Source organism: Ensifer sp. KUDG1 (assembly GCF_050434285.1).
Lineage (GTDB): Bacteria > Pseudomonadota > Alphaproteobacteria > Rhizobiales > Rhizobiaceae > Ensifer.
On the sequence record NZ_JBNDIG010000005.1, the window covers coordinates 43,875 to 63,635 of the forward strand.

At 62.0% G+C, this 19,761-nt stretch carries 18 protein-coding genes; 10 read left to right on the top strand and 8 right to left on the bottom strand.

Features of this window, described 5'->3' with window-relative positions; translation table 11 throughout:
• Nucleotides 1–12 precede the first annotated feature (12 nt).
• The 4 genes from M2267_RS14540 to rpmG all read left to right on the top strand — a co-directional run bounded on the left by M2267_RS14540 (nt 13) and on the right by rpmG (nt 2,628).
• The gene (locus tag M2267_RS14540) at nt 13–468 is read left to right on the top strand and encodes a DUF983 domain-containing protein (RefSeq protein WP_043614190.1); all 456 of its coding nucleotides are present in this window, start codon (nt 13–15) and stop codon (nt 466–468) included.
• Nucleotides 465–1,169, top strand: coding sequence for an NUDIX domain-containing protein (locus M2267_RS14545; protein WP_043614095.1), 705 nt, complete (start codon nt 465–467; stop codon nt 1,167–1,169). Before M2267_RS14540 ends, M2267_RS14545 begins: the two co-directional genes overlap by 4 nt.
• 13 nt (nt 1,170–1,182) lie before the next feature.
• Nucleotides 1,183–2,367, top strand: a complete 1,185-nt coding sequence (locus tag M2267_RS14550) for an MFS transporter (protein ID WP_043614093.1) — start codon at nt 1,183–1,185, stop codon at nt 2,365–2,367.
• A gap of 93 nt (nt 2,368–2,460) precedes the next feature.
• A complete protein-coding gene (gene rpmG, locus M2267_RS14555) occupies nt 2,461–2,628 on the top strand; it encodes a 50S ribosomal protein L33 (RefSeq protein WP_034795357.1) in 168 nt (55 codons plus the stop codon).
• Between the two features lie 577 nt (nt 2,629–3,205).
• Here the strand turns inward: rpmG and M2267_RS14560 are convergent.
• Together M2267_RS14560 and M2267_RS14565 are read right to left on the bottom strand one after the other, a co-directional pair.
• The gene (locus tag M2267_RS14560) at nt 3,206–4,573 is read right to left on the bottom strand and encodes a PleD family two-component system response regulator (protein WP_402316623.1); all 1,368 of its coding nucleotides are present in this window, start codon (nt 4,571–4,573) and stop codon (nt 3,206–3,208) included.
• A gap of 17 nt (nt 4,574–4,590) precedes the next feature.
• Entirely contained in the window at nt 4,591–4,962 is a 372-nt protein-coding gene (locus M2267_RS14565) for a response regulator (protein WP_003537642.1), read from the bottom strand.
• 156 nt (nt 4,963–5,118) lie between these two features.
• On the opposite strand from M2267_RS14565, the gene M2267_RS14570 reads away from it, so the two are divergent.
• The 4 genes from M2267_RS14570 to M2267_RS14585 all read left to right on the top strand — a co-directional run bounded on the left by M2267_RS14570 (nt 5,119) and on the right by M2267_RS14585 (nt 8,861).
• The gene (locus M2267_RS14570; RefSeq protein ID WP_043614086.1) at nt 5,119–5,388 is read left to right on the top strand and encodes a DUF3572 domain-containing protein; all 270 of its coding nucleotides are present in this window, start codon (nt 5,119–5,121) and stop codon (nt 5,386–5,388) included.
• 2 nt (nt 5,389–5,390) lie between these two features.
• Nucleotides 5,391–6,032: a hypothetical protein gene (locus M2267_RS14575; protein ID WP_429115147.1), complete on the top strand. Its 642-nt coding sequence runs from the start codon at nt 5,391–5,393 to the stop codon at nt 6,030–6,032.
• A 167-nt stretch (nt 6,033–6,199) separates the two neighbouring features.
• Nucleotides 6,200–7,492, top strand: coding sequence for a DNA polymerase IV (locus tag M2267_RS14580; protein ID WP_429115148.1), 1,293 nt, complete (start codon nt 6,200–6,202; stop codon nt 7,490–7,492).
• A 139-nt stretch (nt 7,493–7,631) separates the two neighbouring features.
• A complete protein-coding gene (locus tag M2267_RS14585; protein WP_429115149.1) occupies nt 7,632–8,861 on the top strand; it encodes a L,D-transpeptidase family protein in 1,230 nt (409 codons plus the stop codon).
• A gap of 111 nt (nt 8,862–8,972) precedes the next feature.
• On the opposite strand, the gene dnaE is transcribed toward M2267_RS14585, so the two are convergent.
• A complete protein-coding gene (gene dnaE, locus M2267_RS14590) occupies nt 8,973–12,470 on the bottom strand; it encodes a DNA polymerase III subunit alpha (protein WP_429115150.1) in 3,498 nt (1,165 codons plus the stop codon).
• Nucleotides 12,471–12,888: 418 nt separating this feature from the next.
• Here dnaE and M2267_RS14595 point away from each other — a divergent pair, with 418 nt between their 5' ends.
• Nucleotides 12,889–13,461 (top strand): hypothetical protein, encoded by a 573-nt coding sequence (locus tag M2267_RS14595; protein WP_429115151.1) that lies wholly within the window; start codon nt 12,889–12,891, stop codon nt 13,459–13,461.
• 80 nt (nt 13,462–13,541) lie between these two features.
• A complete protein-coding gene (locus M2267_RS14600) occupies nt 13,542–14,009 on the top strand; it encodes a DUF5680 domain-containing protein (protein WP_429115152.1) in 468 nt (155 codons plus the stop codon).
• A gap of 168 nt (nt 14,010–14,177) precedes the next feature.
• Here the strand turns inward: M2267_RS14600 and M2267_RS14605 are convergent, their stop codons facing one another.
• From M2267_RS14605 to proS, 5 genes are all read right to left on the bottom strand, one after another.
• On the bottom strand, nt 14,178–15,488 hold the full coding sequence (locus M2267_RS14605) for a lipoprotein-releasing ABC transporter permease subunit (RefSeq protein WP_429115153.1): 1,311 nt from the start codon (nt 15,486–15,488) through the stop codon (nt 14,178–14,180).
• A gap of 19 nt (nt 15,489–15,507) precedes the next feature.
• Complete coding sequence (locus tag M2267_RS14610; RefSeq protein WP_429115477.1) at nt 15,508–15,639, bottom strand: hypothetical protein; 132 nt, start codon at nt 15,637–15,639, stop codon at nt 15,508–15,510.
• Between the two features lie 238 nt (nt 15,640–15,877).
• The gene (locus tag M2267_RS14615) at nt 15,878–16,564 is read right to left on the bottom strand and encodes an ABC transporter ATP-binding protein (protein WP_043627193.1); all 687 of its coding nucleotides are present in this window, start codon (nt 16,562–16,564) and stop codon (nt 15,878–15,880) included.
• Between the two features lie 16 nt (nt 16,565–16,580).
• Entirely contained in the window at nt 16,581–17,891 is a 1,311-nt protein-coding gene (locus tag M2267_RS14620) for a lipoprotein-releasing ABC transporter permease subunit (protein WP_402316589.1), read from the bottom strand.
• Nucleotides 17,892–17,910: 19 nt separating this feature from the next.
• On the bottom strand, nt 17,911–19,239 hold the full coding sequence (proS, locus tag M2267_RS14625) for a proline--tRNA ligase (protein WP_043626125.1): 1,329 nt from the start codon (nt 19,237–19,239) through the stop codon (nt 17,911–17,913).
• Nucleotides 19,240–19,761 lie beyond the last annotated feature (522 nt).

Consider the following 19,761-nt stretch of genomic DNA (forward strand, 5'->3'; position numbering starts at 1 on the left):
AGAGGAATGCACATGAAAGCAGCATCAGGCGAAACACTTCATCTGGGCGGGTCCAAAAGCGACGAGCGCTCCGTTAGTCTTTCGATGAAGCGCGGCTTTCTTGGCCGCTGTCCGGCGTGTGGCAGCGGCAAGCTGTTTCGCAGCTACCTCAAGTCGGTTGAGACGTGCGCGGCCTGCGGCGAGCGCATGGACCACCACCGCGCCGATGACTTCCCGCCCTATATCGTCGTGACGATCGTCGGCCACCTCGTGCTTGCCGGCTACATGGCGACCGATCTTATCCTGCCGCTCAACAGCTGGCAGCATCTCGCCATCTGGGCGCCGATCACCGTCATCAGTTCGCTGGCGCTGCTGCAGCCTGTAAAGGGCGCCGTCATCGGCCTGCAATGGGCGCTGAAGATGCATGGCTTCGGCGGACACGAGGATGCCCCTGAGGACGTACTGCCGCCGAGGGACGAACGGGCATGACGCCGGCGCGGGAGACGGGCAGCGAGCCCAAGCCTCCGCGTCCCGCGACCCTGCGGCCCCGGGATGCCGCTTCGATCATGCTGCTCGATCGCGTTGGCGGCCGCGTGCACGTGCTGATGGGGCGGCGCCATAGTGCCCACGCCTTCATGCCGGATCTCTACGTGTTCCCCGGCGGACGTCGCGATACCGGCGATCACCGAATTGGCTTCGGTTCCGATCTCCATCCCTCCGTCCTGCGAACGCTGAAGGTTGCCGGCGCGCGCGGACTGTCGGATGCCCGGGCGCGCGCGCTCGCGCTTGCCGCCCTGCGTGAACTCTACGAGGAAGCCGGCATCGCCATAGGCGCGCCGCTTCCGTCCGCCGAAGCTCCCGTTCCCTTTCTTCCCGATCTTGCAAAGTTGCGCTATATGGCTCGGGCCATCACCCCTCCAGGCAACACGAGGCGGTTCGATACGCGCTTCTTCGCCGTGTTCGCCGACGAGGCCGAAATCGATCCCACGCGGTTCCTGGACAGTCGGGAGCTTCAGGATTTGCAGTGGATCGATGTGAACGCTACGCCGTCGCTACGGATACCTGACATCACCGCGGTCATCCTCGCGGACCTCAGGAACGGACTGGACGCCGATCCTTCGCTGCCCTGCGAACGACCGGTTCCGCTCTACACCTCGCGCCATGGGCGCTTCGTGCGCACGTTGCTCTAAGGATCCGCGTCAGATGTCACAGCCATCGCCCGGTACGGCTGCACCGGTTGAGGAAATTCACTGGCGGTCGCTGATCGCGGCCGTCGCCGCCATCAGCGCGGTCGGCATCGCCATCGGCCTCGGGCTGCCGCTGCTTTCCATCATCATGGAGAAGCGCGGGATTTCCTCGACCCTCATCGGCCTGAACTCCGCCATGGCGGGCCTGGCATCGATGGTGGCTGCCCCGTTCACGACGAAGTTCGCTCACCGACATGGCGTAGCGCCGACGATGCTCTGGGCCGTACTGATCGCGGCCACCAGCGCGCTCGGCTTTTATTACATCACCAATTTCTGGCTCTGGTTCCCGCTCCGGATCGTCTTCCACGGAGCGATCACCGTCCTCTTCATTCTCTCCGAATTCTGGATCAACGCGACGGCGCCGCCGCGCAAGCGCGGCTTCGTGCTCGGAATCTACGGCACATTCCTGTCGCTCGGGTTCCTGACCGGACCGCTTCTCTTCTCGATCCTCGGCAGCGAAGGCCTCCTGCCCTTCCTCGTCGGCGCCGGCGTCATCTTGCTGGCGTCCGTGCCGATCTTTCTTGCGCGCGACGAAAGCCCTGTCATCGACGAGAAGCCGGAGCGGCATTTCCTGCGCTATGTCTTCCTCGTGCCCACGGCAACGGCCGCCGTCTTCATCTTCGGCGCGGTCGAATCAGGTGGCCTTTCACTGTTCCTCATCTTTGGAACACGGTCCGGTTTCAGCGAATCGCAGGCGGCGCTGCTGCTGACCGTCATGGGCGTCGGCAACTTCATCTTCCAGATCCCGGTCGGCATGCTTTCCGACAGGGTCAAAGACCGCCGCACACTGCTCTCGGCGATGACGCTGATCGGCCTCATCGGCGCACTGTTCCTGCCGCTCTTGGTCGAGAGCTGGTTTCTGATGGCAATCGTGCTGTTGTTCTGGGGCGGCTGCGTCTCCGGCCTCTACACGGTCGGCCTTAGCCACCTGGGCTCACGGCTGCAGGGCGCGGATCTCGCGGCCGCCAACGCGGCCTTCGTGTTTTCCTATGCCGTCGGTACCGTCGCTGGGCCGCAGGCGATCGGCGCGGCGATGGACGCTACCGGCAACAACGGTTTTGCCTGGGCGATCGCCGGCTTTTTCGGTCTCTATGTCGCGCTTTCGGTGGTCAGGATCGTTTTGAAACCAAAACGGTCTTGACTTTTCGGCCGCGATTTGTAGTTTCGCGCCAACCTTGCCCGTGGCCCGCAACCGGTTGTCCACGGCTTTCATTGTTACAAAGGCAGGACGACCATGGCAAAAGCCACCACCATCAAGATCAAGCTGCTTTCGACAGCCGACACGGGTTTCTTCTACGTCACGACCAAGAACAGCCGTACGATGACGGAAAAGATGACGAAGACCAAGTACGACCCGGTCGTCAAGAAGCACGTCGAATTCAAGGAAACCAAGATCAAGTAAGATCGCCGGTTTTCGGGAATTGAAGGGCGCCGACCGCAAGGTCTGGCGCCTTTTCCTTTTTGGGCCAGCGCCTTGGGCATCTCGCAAATTTGCCGAGCGCAACGCGTTCACGCCGGCGCCAGCAAACGGCTCGCCCTCCCCGGCTCTTGCCCCAGAATCAAAACGCCGCCCCGAAGGCGGGACGGCGTGTCGGAAAGGGGGTCGGCTGGCCTCTGACTGCGGCACGAGGATTCCGCGGACGCCAAAAGCCAACCGACCGACCCCACGACCCAGGAGATGCGGCGGACCTGAGCATCATGGGGTAACGAATATCGCAGAAGGCCGATGCCCCCTCTTTCATGAGCATCACCTGAAAATAAAAAAAAATCAACGAATTCTTAATGCGCGGAGCGGTGCCGCTCGGCGCATGGTTAATTCTGTATCAGACCTGGACAGGCACACTGCATGATCCCTGCTGCTACCCAAACTCCCCGGTAGCAAGAGGTGACGCGAGAATACAACTTTGAATGCAGGCCGCAAGAGGCGGCCCAAGAAATTCCTTGAAGGGCGCCGGGGCCCGAGACGCGTTGGCCGCGGCTCAGGCGGCGGCTGCCACCACCCGGTTACGGCCTTCGTGCTTGGCCTGATAAAGCGCCGTGTCGGCGCGCTTCAGCAGCGCTTCGGCCGTGTCGTTGCCGGGCCGGAGCGTCGCAATCCCCATGGATGCAGTGACCTTCAAGGGGCCATCCGCCTGCGGGATCGCAAAGGGCAGGCTTTCGATGATCGTGCGCAGACGTTCGGCGACACCGGCTGCCATTTCGGCGGAGGTGTCCGGCATCACCACGATGAACTCTTCGCCGCCGAACCGGCAGGCAAGATCGGCTCCCCGCACCGTCGTGCGGATGCGATTGGCGAATTCCCGCAGCACTTCGTCGCCGACATCGTGACCATAGGTATCGTTGACCTGCTTGAAGCGGTCGATGTCGGTCATGCAGATGGACAGTGGCCTGCCGCGCGCGGCGGCTCGATCCATCAGCAACTTCAGGTGCGTGTCGAAATAGCGCCGGTTATGCAGCCCGGTGAGGCCGTCGGTGACGGCAAGCTCGATGGTCTGCTGCACGCTAGACCGCAGCCTGTCGTTGCAGTGCTTGCGCCGGATCTGGGTCATCGAGCGGGCGATCAGCTCGTTGGGATCGACCGGCCGCATCAGGTAATCCGTCACGCCGAGATCGAGCGCGCGCACGACCAGTTCGTCGCTGCCCTGCTCGGCGATCAGCAGGATCGGGATGAAACGGGTGCGCTCCAGCGAGCGCAACTGCGAGCAGAGCCGCAGCGGATCGTAGTCGTCGAAATTCGCATTGACGATCACGAGGTCGAAATTGTTCTCCGCCGCCTCGAACAGTGCGGCCTGCGGATCGGAGATGACCGAGACCTCGGCGATCGGCTTCAGCGCACGCTGCAGCCGCTCCTGCGACGAGCCGCGGCCATCGACGAGCAGGACGTTGCCTGGCTCGTCTGGCCGGTCCGCCCGGCCGATATCCTCAAGCCCGATCGTCTGCGCCGTCTGTGCCCGCAGGCGCAGCTCGTCGCTGACGTTCTTCAGCCGCACCAGGCTCTTCACCCGCGACATCAGTTGCAGATCGTTGACGGGCTTCGTCAGAAAATCATCGGCGCCGGCCTTCAGGCCACGCACGCGGTCCGAAGGCTGGTCGAGCGCGGTGACCATGACCACCGGGATATGCGCCGTCTTTGGGTTGGCCTTCAGCCGCTCGCAGACTTCGAAACCATCGAGGCCGGGCATCATGATATCGAGCAGCACCAGATCGATGGGCGTCTTTTCGCAGAGCGCCAGGGCGGCATAACCGTCACTGGCCGTCAGCACGTCGAAGTACTCGGCAACCAGCCGGGCCTCGAGCAGCTTCACATTGGCCGGAACATCATCGACAACAAGAATACGCGCAGTCATATCAATTTTCCCGCCGCTCAGGCATCGCCCAGGTAGGTTTTGATCGTCTCAATGAACTTTGGTACCGAGATCGGCTTGGAGACATAGGCTTCGCAGCCGCCCTGGCGGATCCGTTCCTCGTCGCCCTTCATGGCAAAGGCGGTAACCGCGATGACCGGGATGACGTGCAGTTCGTCGTCTTCCTTCAGCCACTTCGTCACTTCCAGGCCGGAAACCTCCGGCAGCTGAATGTCCATCAGGATAAGATCGGGCCGATGCTTGCGCGCAAGCTCGAGCGCTTCCATGCCGTTGCGAGTCTGGATCGTCGCATAGCCGGAGGCCTCGATCAGGTCGCGGAAGAGCTTCATGTTCAGCTCGTTGTCCTCAACAATCATCACCTGTTTGGGCATGTCGATCCCTTGCTGTCCATCGTCACCTTGCAAGTCTCCTCAGGACAATTAACGTGCGGAGCCGACGACTCGACCCATTTCCTCAACGTCAGAGATAGGCCTATTTGGTTGAAAAATAGGTAACTCCGCACGTAAAAACCATACGGGGACAAACCATTGAAGAGCGCCGACGAAATTGCAGTAGACATCCTCGCGTGGCTTGCCGGCGAGCCGGAACTCCTGTCCCGCTTCCTGGCGCTGACCGGCACGGACCCGACGGCGCTGCGCAACGCCATCGCCGAACCCGGTTTCATGGGCGGGCTCGTCGCCTTTCTGATGGACCATGAGCCGACCCTGATGGCATTCTGTACAGCGACCGGTACGGCGCCCGAAGACGTTGTGCGCGCCCATACGGTGCTTTCCGGCCACGCAGGCTTCGAGGATTGAGGGTGGCAAACGCGCCGACAGTTCACAGCATCACGCTTGGCAACCGCCCGCTGATCGTCAGTGACATCGACGATGTCGTGCTCGAATTCATCAATCCGTTCAAAGCGTTCCTCGGGAGCTGCGGCCATGTGCTGCTGCCCCGGTCGTTCCGCCTGACCGGCAACATCATTACGCATGCGGACGAGCAGCCAGTGGCTGAGCCGGAGGTCAAAATCTTGCTCGACGCCTTCTACGGCTCGCAAGATCGTTGGCAGACGCCCGCCACCAGGGCCGTCGAGACGCTCACCGCATTGTCGGAGGAAGCCGATATCGTCTTTCTGACCGCGATGCCGCCGCAGCACGCCACGGTCCGCCGCGCGCTTCTCGATCAGCTCGGCCTTCCCTATCCGCTGCTTGCGTCCGAAGAGCCCAAGGGCCCGATCGTCCAAAAACTTCACGGCGGCCGAACCGTCCCGCTGGTCTTCATCGACGACATGCTTCGCAATTTGCGATCGGTGAAGGATCACGCGCCGTCCTGCCTGCCGATCAACCTCATGGCCGACTCGGATTTCAAGGCGCTCGCGCCGAAGCTCGACGCAGACATTCGTGCTGTCGCCGATTGGCCGGAGGCAGCCGCCGCCATTCGTGCACATTTCCGCGGCTAGCCCGAACCGGCTGCCCGTCGGCGCAAATTCAGCTACGCCAGCGCTGCGCGAGACGCGCCCGGCGATCCTTTTCAACGGCGACAATTGCATTGTGATTTCCAATCGCGCCTCCTTGAGACTCGCTAGAGTAGAGCTTAAGGTCGCAATGTTCAATATTTGTTCCCGATATGCCCGACAGCGCTGCTCACTCTCCAGGCTTCTGCCGCGACTGCCTCAAGGAACAGGCGGCGTCCGTGCGGCGCTGCCTAGCCTGCGGCAGCCCGCGCATTCTGCGGCATGCGGAGCTCTATGACCTGACGCTGGCGCACATCGACTGTGACGCCTTCTATGCCTCGATCGAGAAGCGCGACAACCCGGAGCTCGCCGACAAGCCTGTGATCATTGGTGGCGGCAAGCGCGGCGTGGTCTCTACCGCCTGCTACGTCGCCCGCATTCACGGCGTGCGCTCGGCGATGCCGATGTTCAAGGCGCTGGAAGCCTGCCCGCAGGCGATCGTCATCAAGCCCAATATGGAGAAATACGCCCGTGTCGGCCGCGAGGTGCGCACGCTGATGCAGGAACTGACACCGCTGGTGCAGCCGCTGTCGATCGACGAGGCCTTCCTCGAACTCAGCGGCACGGAGCGGCTGCATCACGATCCACCGGCGCGCACACTTGCGCGGCTTGCCCGCCGGATCGAGTTGGAGATCGGCATCACCGTCTCGGTCGGCCTCTCCTACTGCAAGTTCCTCGCCAAGGTCGCCTCCGACCTGCAAAAGCCGCGCGGCTTTTCCGTCATCGGCCAGGCCGAGGCGCTGGAGTTCCTGCGCGAGAAGCCGGTGACCCTGATCTGGGGCGTCGGCAAGGCCTTTGCCGCCACGCTGGAGCGTGACGGCGTGCGCACCATCGGGCAATTGCAGACCATGGAGGAAGGCGACCTCATGCGCCGCTACGGCACCATGGGGCAGCGGCTCTTCCGTCTGTCGCGCGGGCTCGACGAGAGAGCGGTCGAAATCGACGGCGAAGCCAAGAGCGTTTCCGCAGAGACGACGTTCAACGACGATATCGCGCGCTACGACGACCTTGTCACGCATCTGCGGCGCCTCAGCGAGCAGGTGGCCCACCGGCTGCGAAAGTCCGAACTCGCCGGCCAGACGGTCGTTCTCAAGCTCAAAACCGCCGACTTCAAGATCCGCACCCGCAACCGGCGCCTGGATAGCCCTACCCGCCTTGCCGACCGCATTTTCCGCATCGGCCTGCAGCTTCTCGAAAAAGAGGCGGACGGAACGAAGTATCGGCTGATCGGCATCGGCGTCAGCGATCTCTCCGCCCCGGATCTCGCCGATCCGCCCGATCTCGTCGATCCCGCGGCCACCAGGCGCGCTGCGGCCGAGGACGCGATCAACAAACTGCGCGACAAATTCGGCAAGGCGAGCGTCGAAACCGGCTACACTTTCGGCACCAAAAAACGCGATCCGTAAAACCGCAGGCGCGCTTGCTCGAGCAGACACACCTCGCAGAGCGATCACGCAACCTTGATCGACCCCACACACATCAGGATGAATTCCTTAAAGATTGGCGACTAGGCTTGTTCGCCAAGTCACGTGTTGGGTTGAGTGTATGGTATCGCGTTTCGCTCTCACCGCCAGCGTCGTCGCACTGCTCTTGTCGCCGGCCACCGGTTTTGCAGGCAGTCGCGGGCCGCTGCAGATCATCGTCTCGAAGGACCAGCAATCGCTCGTCGTCTATGACGGCGACGCTGTCATTGCGACGTCGCCGGTCTCGACCGGCAAGGCGGGTCACACCACGCCATCGGGCATCTTTTCGATCCTCGAAAAGCGGCGCCATCACAAGTCGAACATCTATTCGAACGCGCCGATGCCCTTCATGCAGCGGCTCACCTGGTCGGGCATTGCGCTGCACGGCTCCAACCATGTGCCGGACTATCCGGCCTCTCATGGCTGCGTGCGGTTGCCGAGCCAATTTGCCGCCTCGCTCTACAAGATGACCGAGCGCGGCGTGCACGTACTGATCTCCGACCGGCAGATAACACCCCTGGAGGTTAAGAGCGCCCTGCTCTTTCGCCCGGCTCCGATCGACCTCCAGCCACCGCTTTCCGACGTGCCACTGAGACCCGCGATCAGCCAGGCCGGCGACACTCCGGTGGAAGTGGCAATGCGGGAGCCGCCCGGCGGCGCCCATTCGGCGCGCTCCACCGAGGAGCCGATCCGGATCCTGATCACCCGCAGCGACGCACGCGACACCATGCGCGAGGTTCAGTCGTCCCTCGATTTCCTCGGCTACGCACCCGGTGCGATCGACGGCCATGCCGGGCCAGCGACGATTGCGGCCCTGCGCGCCTTCCAGGCAAGCGAGGGCCTCGACGGCGACGGCAAGCTGACGCCGGAACTGACCGACAGGCTTCTGCACAAGGCCGGCCGTACGGCGCCGCAGAACGGCAAGATCCTCGTGCGGCAAGGCTTCAAGCCGCTCTTTGAGGCAGGGCTTACGATCGACAAGCCGGAAGAGGCACTCGGAACCCATTTCCTCCAGTTCCGCCACAATGAGGAGCAAGGTGCCGAAGGCAAATGGTTCGGCGTCTCGCTTGAGAACCACCTGCCCGCCTCGACGAAGAAGCGCCTCGGCATCTCCATGGAGGCCGATCCCTTCGCCTATAATGTCATCCAGCGCACGCTCGCGCGCATGACGATCTCCGACGATGTGCGCAAGCGCGTGGAAGCGTTGCTCGCCGAAGGCTCATCGCTCTCGATCGCCGATATGGAAAGCGGACTGGAGACCGGTCAGGGCACCGATTTCATCACCATCACCCGGACACGTCCCGGCAACTGATCCGTCCCAGACCGGCAGACGACACCCGAGCAGCGTCCGGCCGCCGGTCGCCAGGTTCCAAACCTGGTCAGACGCCGCTCCGCTGCGATCGAGCAGGTGTGCCCTCTCGGACTACACCAGTTCGACGTCGATGACGCCCGGCGCCGAGCGCAGTGCTGCAGCGATCTCCGGTGAAATCCGGAACTTCTCGCTCAGCTCCACCTCGATCTCGCGCTGGCCATTGTCCTTGATGACGACGAAGGAGACGAGACCATCGCCCCTGGTGTTGAGGTGCGAAGCGATCGATTTCAACGGGCCGGAATCACGCACATAGACGCGTAGCGCCTTCTGCAGTTGCAGCGATTCTTCTTCGAGCGAGCGCAGCGTCTGGATGCGCAGGCCGATGCCTTCCGGCCGCTCTTCGGCAGCCACCGTCATGACCAGCGATTTGCCGGGCTCGAGCAGGTCTCGATACTGGTGCAGCATCTCGGAGAACAGAACCGCTTCGAACTGGCCGGAGGAATCCGAGAAGGCAATGATGCCCATCTTGTTGCCGGTTCGCGTCTTGCGCTCCTGCTTCGAGGTCACGGTTCCGGCGAGCCTTCCGGCCGTTGCCCCCTTTTTCACCGAGCCTGCGAAATCGCCGAAGGTTTGTACGCGCATCTTGGCGAGCAGCGCATTGTAGGTGTCGAGCGGATGGGCTGAGAGATAGAAGCCAAGCACCTGGAACTCGCGGTGCAGCTTTTCCGAGGCGAGCCACGGCGTGTAGGTCGGAAGCGCAATGCGTTCCGGCCCGGTGGCAGCACCTGCGCCGAACATGTCGCTCTGCCCGCTCGTCTTGTTTTCCTGGGCACGCTGGGCAAATCCGAGAATGCGATCGAGCCCGCCGACCAGTTCCGCCCGGTCATAGCCAAAGCAATCGAAGGCGCCGGCGGCAATCAGGCTTTCAAAGACGCGGCGGTTGAGAAGCTTGGGGTCGATCCGCAGGCAGAAGTCTTCGAGGCCTGCAAAGGTCTTGTCGCCGCGAACCTCGACGATGTGCTCGACGGCCGATTCGCCGACGCCCTTGATCGCTGCAAGCGAGTAGTAGATGCGGCTCTCGCCCGTCTGGAAATGCCGGAACGAGGTCTGCACCGACGGCGCGATCACCTCGATGCCCAGGCGCTTGGCATCCTGGCGGAAGTCGTTGACCTTTTCGGTGTTGGACATGTCGAGCGTCATCGACGCCGCCAGGAACTCCACCGGATAATGCGCCTTCATGTAGGCGGTCTGATAGGACACGATCGCGTAGGCTGCCGCGTGCGACTTGTTGAAGCCGTAGTTGGCGAACTTTGCGAGCAGGTCGAAAATGAGGTCGGCCTGCGGCTTCGACACCTCGTTCTTGACGGCGCCGTCGACGAAACGGGCGCGCTGCTTGTCCATCTCCTCCTTGATCTTCTTACCCATGGCGCGGCGCAGAAGATCGGCCTCGCCGAGCGAGTAGCCAGAAAGCACCTGGGCGATCTGCATCACCTGCTCCTGGTAAACGATAACGCCCTGGGTTTCCTTGAGCAGGTGGTCGATCTTCGGGTGGATCGACTCGACCTCCTCCTCGCCATGCTTGCGGGCATTATAGACCGGGATGTTCTCCATCGGACCCGGGCGATAGAGCGCCACGAGCGCAATGATGTCTTCGATACAGTCGGGCCGCATGCCGATCAGCGCCTTGCGCATGCCGGCACTTTCCACCTGGAACACGCCGACCGTTTCGCCGCGCGACAGCATCTCGTAGGTTTTCGGATCGTCGAGCGGGATGCTCGCGAGATCGACCTCAATGCCGCGCTGCTTCACGAAATCGACGGCGACCTTCAGGACGGTCAGTGTCTTCAGGCCGAGGAAGTCGAACTTGACGAGACCGGCCTGCTCGACCCACTTCATGTTGAACTGGGTGACCGGCATGTCGGAACGCGGATCGCGATACATCGGCACCAGCTGCGACAGCGGCCGGTCGCCGATCACGATGCCGGCGGCGTGGGTCGAGGCGTGGCGGTAGAGGCCCTCGATCTTCTGGGCGATATCGAGCAGGCGGGCAACCACCGGCTCCTTCTCGGCCTCTTCCTGCAGACGCGGCTCTTCCTCGATCGCCTTGGAAAGCGGCGTCGGGTTGGCCGGGTTGTTGGGCACCAGCTTGCAGATCTTGTCGACCTGGCCATAGGGCATTTCCAGCACGCGGCCGACGTCGCGCAAGGCGGCGCGCGCCTGCAGCGAACCGAAGGTGATGATCTGCGCCACCTGCTCGCGGCCGTACTTGCGCTGCACGTAGCGGATCACCTCTTCGCGCCGGTCTTGGCAGAAGTCGATGTCGAAGTCGGGCATCGAGACGCGCTCGGGATTGAGGAAGCGTTCGAACAGCAGCGAGAAGCGCATCGGATCGACGTCGGTGATCGTCAGCGCATAGGCGACGAGCGAACCGGCACCCGAACCGCGACCCGGCCCGACGGGGATGTCGTGCTGCTTGGCCCATTTGATGAAGTCGGCAACGATCAGGAAGTAACCGGGAAACTTCATGCGCTCGATGACGCTCAATTCGAAGGCCAGGCGCTCGCGGTATTCCTCTTCGGTGTAGCCGGGCGCCATGCCGAGCCTCGCGAGACGATCTTCAAGACCCTCCTCCGCCTGGCGACGCAGTTCGTCCGACTCGGCGCGCTCAGCCTCCTCCGGATCCGCCGTCGCGCCGGTAAAGCGCGGCAGGATCGGCCCACGGGTCTTCAGCATGAAGGAGCAGCGCCGGGCGATCTCGAGCGTGTTTTCCAGCGCCTCGGGCAGATCGGCAAACAGCGCCGCCATTTCCTTGCGGCTCTTGAGATAATGGTCCGGCGTCAATCGGAAGCGGCTGTCGTCCGAAACCATGGCATTGTGCGCGACCGCCATCAGGGCGTCATGCGCCTCGTAGTCGGAGGGCGACGGGAAGAAGGCTTCGTTGGTGGCGACAAGCGGAATGTCGAACTTGTAGGCCAGTTCGATCATCCGGCTTTCGTGCCGCCGGTCGTAGCCACCATGGCGCTGCAGCTCGATATAGAGCCGATCGCCGAAGAGATCATGCAGGGCTTCGAGGCGCGCTTCGGCGAGCGCCGTCGAGCTCGTCTTCATGGCGACATCCACCGGACCGCCGGATGCGCCGGTCAGCGCAATCAGCCCCTCGGTGCCGCACTCGGAAAGCCAGGAGCGGGTGATGCGCGTCGCCTGGCTGCCCTCGCCGCTGAGATAGGCGCGGCTGACGAGATCGACGAGGCGCGTATAGCCGTCATCGGTCGCCGCGATGAGCACGATCGACGGCAGCTTGGCAAGCTGGTGCCCATGGCCGCGTCGATCCCCCTCGGTCTCGTCTTCCATGTCGATCGACAGCTGGCAGCCGGTGATCGGCTGCAGCCCGTCACCGGCTGCCTTCTGCGAGAATTCGAGCGCTGCGAAAAGATTGTTGGTGTCGGCGATCCCGATCGCCGGCTGGTTATCGGCCACCGCCTTGCCGATGACCTTCTTCAGCGGCAGGGCGCCTTCGAGCAAGGAGAAGGCAGAGTGGACGCGCAGATGCACGAATTGCGGATCCGTGCCGAGCGCCTCACTCGATGCTGCCTTGCTGTCGTCTGCCATTGTCGCACCCTGATTCCTGTCCACTCGGAAGGATATCCCGTTTATCACCCGCCATGTCCAGATTCCCCTGGCATGTCGTCCCCCTTATTCAACGGGGATGAGGCGCTTTGCGGAGGTGCTTGAGAGAAAATATCGACGCCCGCCTTCAGAGGCCGAGCGCGATGAAAGAGATGCTTGCGATGAACAGGCTCATCGACGCGAAGGCGGCGAGGTCACGAACAAAATCAGTCATAACATGGCTCCTTTTCCGTTATGTTTTTACTTTGTTCCATTTTTGTTCACGCGTCAAGCAATGCACAGGCGTTCTGTTCACGATGGTTAATACGGCGCGTGAATGCGGGTTAACCGGTGGGCAAGCCGCTTGAGGAAAGTGCCGCGCCCGCATATCAAGGGGAACAACCACGCGGAGCGCTCCGACATGCTTGCACGCCTGATTCTCCCCTCTCTGCTACTGCTTCCTGCCGTTGCTTCGGCGGCCGACGCAATCGACCCCGCCCGTATCGTCTCTGCGACGACCGGCGACTGGGACAAGGACGGTTCTTCCGATCTCGCGCTGATCGTGCGACCGGCCGAAGGCAGCGACGAGGACAACGGCGTCCTACTCTACCTCACCGGCGACAACGGCGCGCTGGCATTGAAATCGGCCATTCCGAACAAGGTCTGGGGTCAGTTCGAACTCGTCGGCCAAGCGCCCTCGATCGAAGCGCTGCCGAGCGGCTCGCTGCTCATCACCAGTCACAACGATGCCATCGGGCGTGACCGCTGGGAACAGAAGCTGACGGTCGCCTATCGCAACTTCGACTTCGTCGTGGCGGGCTACACCTACTCGTCCTACGATACGCTCGATCCCGACAACACCGCGCAATGCGACCTCAATGTGCTGACTGGCAAGGGCAAATCCAACGACAAGCCAGTCGAAGCCAAAGGCGAGCTCATCCTCCTCAAGGACTGGACCGACGATCGCGGGCAGAAGGCTTGCGGCCTGCAATAATTGGGTGAATGTTCCCTATTTGTTCTTTACAACCTCGACGGACCGCTGCATCCTTTTGCGCGAACGTATGAGGAACAATCATGGCCGCGCTCGAACCACTCAAAGAATTCATCGTCGAAGCAAAATCAAACACCTATGTCGGCGGCGGCGGGTGGCGCTCGTCGTCACGCCCAAGTTCCCACGATATCGGCTATGAACGGGATCGCTGGCGCTACCTCGACAGCTATTTCGGCGGGACCGATTTCGCAGGCCAGGAAACCGTTTGGCAGGATGATCGGCCGCAGTGGGCGATGAACTACTTCGGCCGGATCATCCGTCCTGACCTCATCAACGGCGAAAAGGCAGGTGTCGTCATCAAGGCGGCACTTCAGGCGATGTACCGCGACAAGCGGCATTTCCTCGGCGGCACGGAGTTCCGGCACGCCCATGGCTACTATATCGACAACAGCCGCGGCGATACCGCACATTTTTCCGGGCACGAGGTCATCTTCGTCGATGGCGAGGAAGCCTATGAGCTCGACTATCGCGGCGGCCTCATCAGGCCATAGGGCAAGACCCTACGGCCTGTGGCGCAGGAGCGAGCAACGGTCTGCGACGCGGAAGGATCGCGGCGCGCTTTCGGCGCCCTGTGCAGTGGAAGCGCTTGTGACGGTGGCGGTCGCTCGTCGCAAGCGCGCGTTCATTCAAGAGATGCCGTTGTCTGTCGTGGGGTCGGGTCAATCGTAACGCAGGGCCTGCACCGGATCGAGGCGCGAGGCGCGCCAGGCCGGAAAGATCGTGGCGAGGAAGGAAAGGGTCAGCGCCATGACGATGACAAGCGCGGTCTCATGGGCGTTCATGTCGGCCGGAAGCTGGTTCAAGAAATAGAGTTCCGGGCTGAATATCGTCGTCCCGGAGATCCAGGAAAAGAACTGCCGGATGGATTCGATGTTGAGGCAGACGACGACGCCGAGCGCCACGCCCGCGACCGTTCCGGCAACACCGATTGCAGCACCCGTCATGAAGAATATGCGCATCACCGAGCCCGACGTCGCGCCCATTGTTCTGAGAATCGCGATGTCGCTGCCCTTGTCCTTCACCAGCATGATCAGGCCGGAGACGATGTTGAGCGCCGCGACCAGCACGATCAACGACAGGATCATGAACATCACGTTGCTCTGGACCTCGAGCGTCGAGAGGAAGGTCCTGTTGCGGTCGCGCCAGTCGGTGATGAAGATCTGCCGCCCGGCCGCATCCTCGATCGGCTGGCGCAGCTCGTCGATGGCTTCAGGACGCTCGACGAAGATCTCGATCGACTGAACCAGTCCCTCGGCGTTGAAGAACAGCTGCGCTTCCTCGAGCGGCATGAAGAGGATCGTCGCATCATACTCCGACATGCCGATCTCGTAGATCGCCGAGACGGTGTAGGCTTTGACGCGCGGGTTCATGCCGAGCGGCGTCACGTCGCCATTGGGCGAGGTCAGCGTGATCGTTCCGCCGACCTGAATGCCGAGCTGTTCGGCCATGCGCGAGCCGATCGCGACACCTGTGCCGGAGGCAAAGCCGACGAGATCGCCGGACTGGATATGGTCGGAAACCGACTTCATCTTGCTTAGGTCGTCGGCGCGGATGCCACGCACCAGAGCACCCGTCGAGCTGTCGCCGACACCCTGCGCCAGAACCTGCCCCTCGACCATCGGGATCGCCATGGTGACGCCCTTGACGCCCGAAAACTTCGTCGCGAGGTCAGCGTAATTGTCGAGCGGGCCATCGATCGGCTGGACGATCATGTGGCCGTTGATGCCGAGAATGCGGGAGATGAGCTCGGTGCGAAAGCCGTTCATCACAGCCATGACGATGATCAGCGTCGCCACACCGAGCATGATGCCGATGAAGGAGAAGCCGGCGATGACAGAAATGAAGGCTTCCTTGCGCCTGGAGCGCAGGTAACGCCACGCCACCATGCGCTCGAAGGCGGAAAAGGGTCGGCTGGAGGACTTTTCAGGCTGCGTTGCGGCCTGCACCTGATCTTGCACCACGGCGGTCATCCTGCCTTCCCTTGCCTCATCACTTCGCCGCGATCAGCTTGTTGATCGCAGCCTCGACGGTCAGCGTCTCGTGGTCCTCTATTTCGACCTCGCCATTGGCAATCGAACGCGAACCAACGATCGCGTGAACCCGCACAGCGCCCGCTCGCAAGAGGTATCGCCGACCTAGATTGCGCGGCGATGACGTCGAGACCCGCCGTGTGCAGCGGGATCAGGGACGGTTTCATCTCTTCCGCCTGCACGATAGCGGCGCCGGGCGACTGCTGGCAGCGGACTGGCTGAGGAACAGCCAAGCAGGAAAGCGCACGTGGCATTTCAACGGAACAGCGGTTTCCCGCAAGTAACTGGCGAGCGACAGGCCCGGAAGGCGGCGTACACGCCGCCAGACATCAGGCCATCTCGACGACCTTGCCGTCCTCGATCGTCACGCGGCGATCCATCAGCCCGGCGAGTTCATGATTGTGCGTGGCGATCAAGGCCGCGAGCCCTGACTGGCGGGCGAGCGCTTCCAGCGCCTCGAAGACGTAACCGGCGGTTTCCGGGTCGAGATTGCCCGTCGGCTCATCGGCAAGCAGCACGAGCGGCGCGTTGGCGACGGCGCGCGCGATTGCGACGCGCTGTTGTTCGCCGCCCGAAAGCTCCGCCGGACGATGTTCGGCGCGGTGGCCGATGCGCATATAATCGAGCAGAGCCTTCGCCCGTTCCGCGGCTTCCTTCTTTGGCAATCCCCCGATCAACTGCGGCATCATGATGTTTTCAAGTGCCGTGAACTCAGGGAGCAAATGGTGGAACTGGTAGACGAAACCGATCTCGTTGCGACGGATCGCCGTGCGCCGGTCGTCGTTAAGCCCGCCGCAGGACACCCCGTTGACCAACACCTCGCCGGCATCAGGGCGTTCCAACAGGCCCGCGACATGCAGCAGCGTCGACTTGCCGGTTCCCGAAGGTGCGACCAGCGCGACGGTCTCACCACTTCTCAGGGTGAAATCCGCGCCCTTGAGGATGGACAGAAAGGTCTCGCCTTCCCCGTAGTGCCGTTCGACGCCGGAGAGTTGCAGTGCCACACGCGCATTCATTCAAGTGTCGTCCTTGTCATTCGTAACGCAGGGCCTGCACCGGATCGAGGCGCGAGGCGCGCCAGGCCGGAAAGATCGTGGCGAGGAAGGAAAGGGTCAGTGCCATGACGATGACGAGTGCGGTCTCGTCGGCGTTCATGTCGGCCGGAAGCTGGCTAAGGAAATAAAGCTCAGGGCTGAAGAGCGTCGTTCCCGAAATCCAGGAAAAGAACTGCCGGATGGATTCGATGTTGAGGCAGACGATGACGCCGAGCGCCACGCCCGCGACCGTTCCGGCAACACCGATTGCAGCACCCGTCATGAAGAAGATGCGCATCACCGAGCCCGACGTCGCGCCCATGGTCCTTAAGATCGCGATGTCACTGCCCTTGTCCTTCACCAGCATGATCAGGCCGGAGATGATGTTGAGCGCCGCGACCAGCACGATCAGCGTCAGGATCATGAACATCACGTTGCGTTCCACCTGGAGCGCGGAGAAGAAGGTCTTGTTGCGGTCGCGCCAGTCGGTGATGAAGATCTGCCGGCCGGCCGCATCCTCGATCGGCTGGCGCAGTTCGTCGACGACATCGGGATGTTCGACGAAGATCTCGATCGACTGGACCAGTCCCTCGGCGTTGAAGAACAGCTGCGCTTCCTCGAGCGGCATGAAGAGGATCGTCGCATCATACTCCGACATGCCGATCTCGTAGATCGCCGAGACGGTGTAGGCTTTGACGCGCGGGTTCATGCCAAGTGGCGTCACGTCGCCATTGGGCGAGGTCAGCGTGATCGTTCCGCCGACCTGAATGCCGAGCTGCTCGGCCATGCGCGAGCCGATCGCGACACCTGTGCCGGAGGCAAAGCCGACGAGATCGCCGGACTGGATGTGGTCGGAAACCGACTTCATCTTGCTCAGGTCGTCAGCACGGATGCCACGCACCAGGGCGCCGGTCGAGCTGTCGCCCACACCTTGCGCCAGAACCTGCCCCTCGACCATCGGGATCGCCATGGTGACGCCCTTGACGCCCGAGAACTTGGTCGCGAGGTCAGCGTAATTGTCGAGCGGGCCATCGATCGGCTGGACGATCATGTGGCCGTTGATGCCGAGAATGCGGGAGATGAGCTCGGTGCGAAAGCCGTTCATCACGGCCATGACGATGATCAGCGTCGCAACGCCGAGCATGATGCCGATGAAGGAAAAGCCGGCAATGACGGAGATGAAGGCTTCCTTGCGCCTGGAGCGCAGGTAGCGCCACGCCACCATGCGCTCGAAGGCGGAAAAGGGTCGGCTGGAGGACTTTTCAGGCTGCGTTGCGGCCTGCACCTGATCTTGCACCACGGCGGTCATCCTGCCTTCCCTTGCCTCATCACTTCGTTGCGATCAGCTTGTTGATCGCAGCCTCGACGGTCAGCGTCTCGCGCTCGCCGGTCTTGCGATCCTTGAGCTCGATTTCACCATTGGCAATCGAGCGCGGTCCGACGATCACCTGAACCGGCACGCCGATCAGATCGGCCGTTGCGAACTTGGCACCAGCGCGGTCGTCGCGATCGTCGAGAAGCACGTCGAATCCGGCATTTCCGAGTTTCGAGTAGAGCGTCTCGCAGGCGCCGTCGCAAGCGGCGTCGCCTGCTTTCATGTTGATGATCACGGCATCGAACGGCGCGATCGACTTCGGCCAGATGATGCCGTTGTCGTCATGCGAAGCTTCGATGATCGCCGGCACCAGACGGGTCGGGCCGATGCCGTAGGAGCCCATGTGCACAGCGTGCTCCTTGCCGTCGGGGCCGAGCACCTTGGCGCCCATGGCTTCGGAGTACTTGGTGCCGAAATAGAAGATGTGACCGACTTCGATGCCGCGGGCCGACAGACGGTCGCCTTCGGCCACAGCGTTGAAGGCCGCCTCGTCGTGCATTTCCGACGTGGCCGCATAACGCGAGGTCCACTTGTCGAAGATCGTCTTCAGGCCGGCGACGTCATCGAAATTCGTGTCTTCGCCCGGAATGTCGAAGCCGAGGAAGTCCTTATGGCAGAACACTTCGGACTCGCCGGTGTCGGCGAGAATGATGAATTCGTGGCTGAGGTTGCCGCCGATCGGGCCGGTATCGGCACGCATCGGAATTGCGCGAAGGCCCATGCGCGCGAAGGTGCGAAGGTAAGCGGCAAACATGCGATTATAGGCGTGCTCGGCCCCTTCCCGATCGAGATCGAAGGAATAGGCATCCTTCATCAGGAATTCGCGCGAGCGCATGGTGCCGAAGCGCGGACGGATCTCGTCACGGAACTTCAGCTGGATATGATAGAGGTTGAGCGGCAGGTCGCGGTAGGACTTCACGTAGGAACGGAAGACGTCCGTGATCATTTCCTCGTTCGTCGGACCGTAAAGCATCGGCCGGTCCTGGCGGTCCTTGATGCGCAGCATCTCCTTGCCATAGGCGTCGTAGCGCCCGCTCTCCTGCCACAGCTCGGCAGACTGGAGGGTCGGCATCAGAAGCTCGATCGCGCCGGAGCGGTTCTGCTCTTCGCGGATGACCGCATTGACCTTGTCGAGAACCCGCTTGCCGAGTGGCAGCCAGGTATAGATGCCCGAGGATTGCTGCCGGACCATGCCCGTGCGGAGCATGAGACGGTGGGAAACGATTTCCGCTTCCTTAGGATTTTCCTTGAGGATGGGCATGAAAAAGCGGGACAGGCGCATGACGGGTTCCAGAACTTGATGAACGTCGCACTATCGGCGGATTCGGGCGAAATGACGTTGAGCGAGATGCCGGCTTCACCTTTTGATTGATAAAGGCGACCGCTGCTTCTCGGGTCGGACTCTCCATTTTCCATCACCGGCGCAGCCGGCAGGAACCTTTACGAGCCTTGCGTTCATAGCTGCTTCGCAGGCGGAAGAAAACCCTGCTCTCCGTTGTCACGGGCAGAGAAAGCATCCACGGATTTTCAGGGGGAATGCGACGCCGATCCTGCGTCAAAAGAGCACGCTAGTAACAAGATTACGACAGTAATTGTCAACGGGAATATTTTACCCGACTGTAGCAAAAATGCAAAAAAACAGGATGACAGAGCCCAATGTTTGGGCTAGTTTCGGCTCACAAAACAGGCATGAAGACTAAATTCTTGCCGACTTTCGCGGTCAAGTCTTGGGAGGATAAGATCTTAGGCGCGCTTCGTCGCTGCCGCCGGAAACGGATTAAAGATCACGCGAAACTTGAAAAAC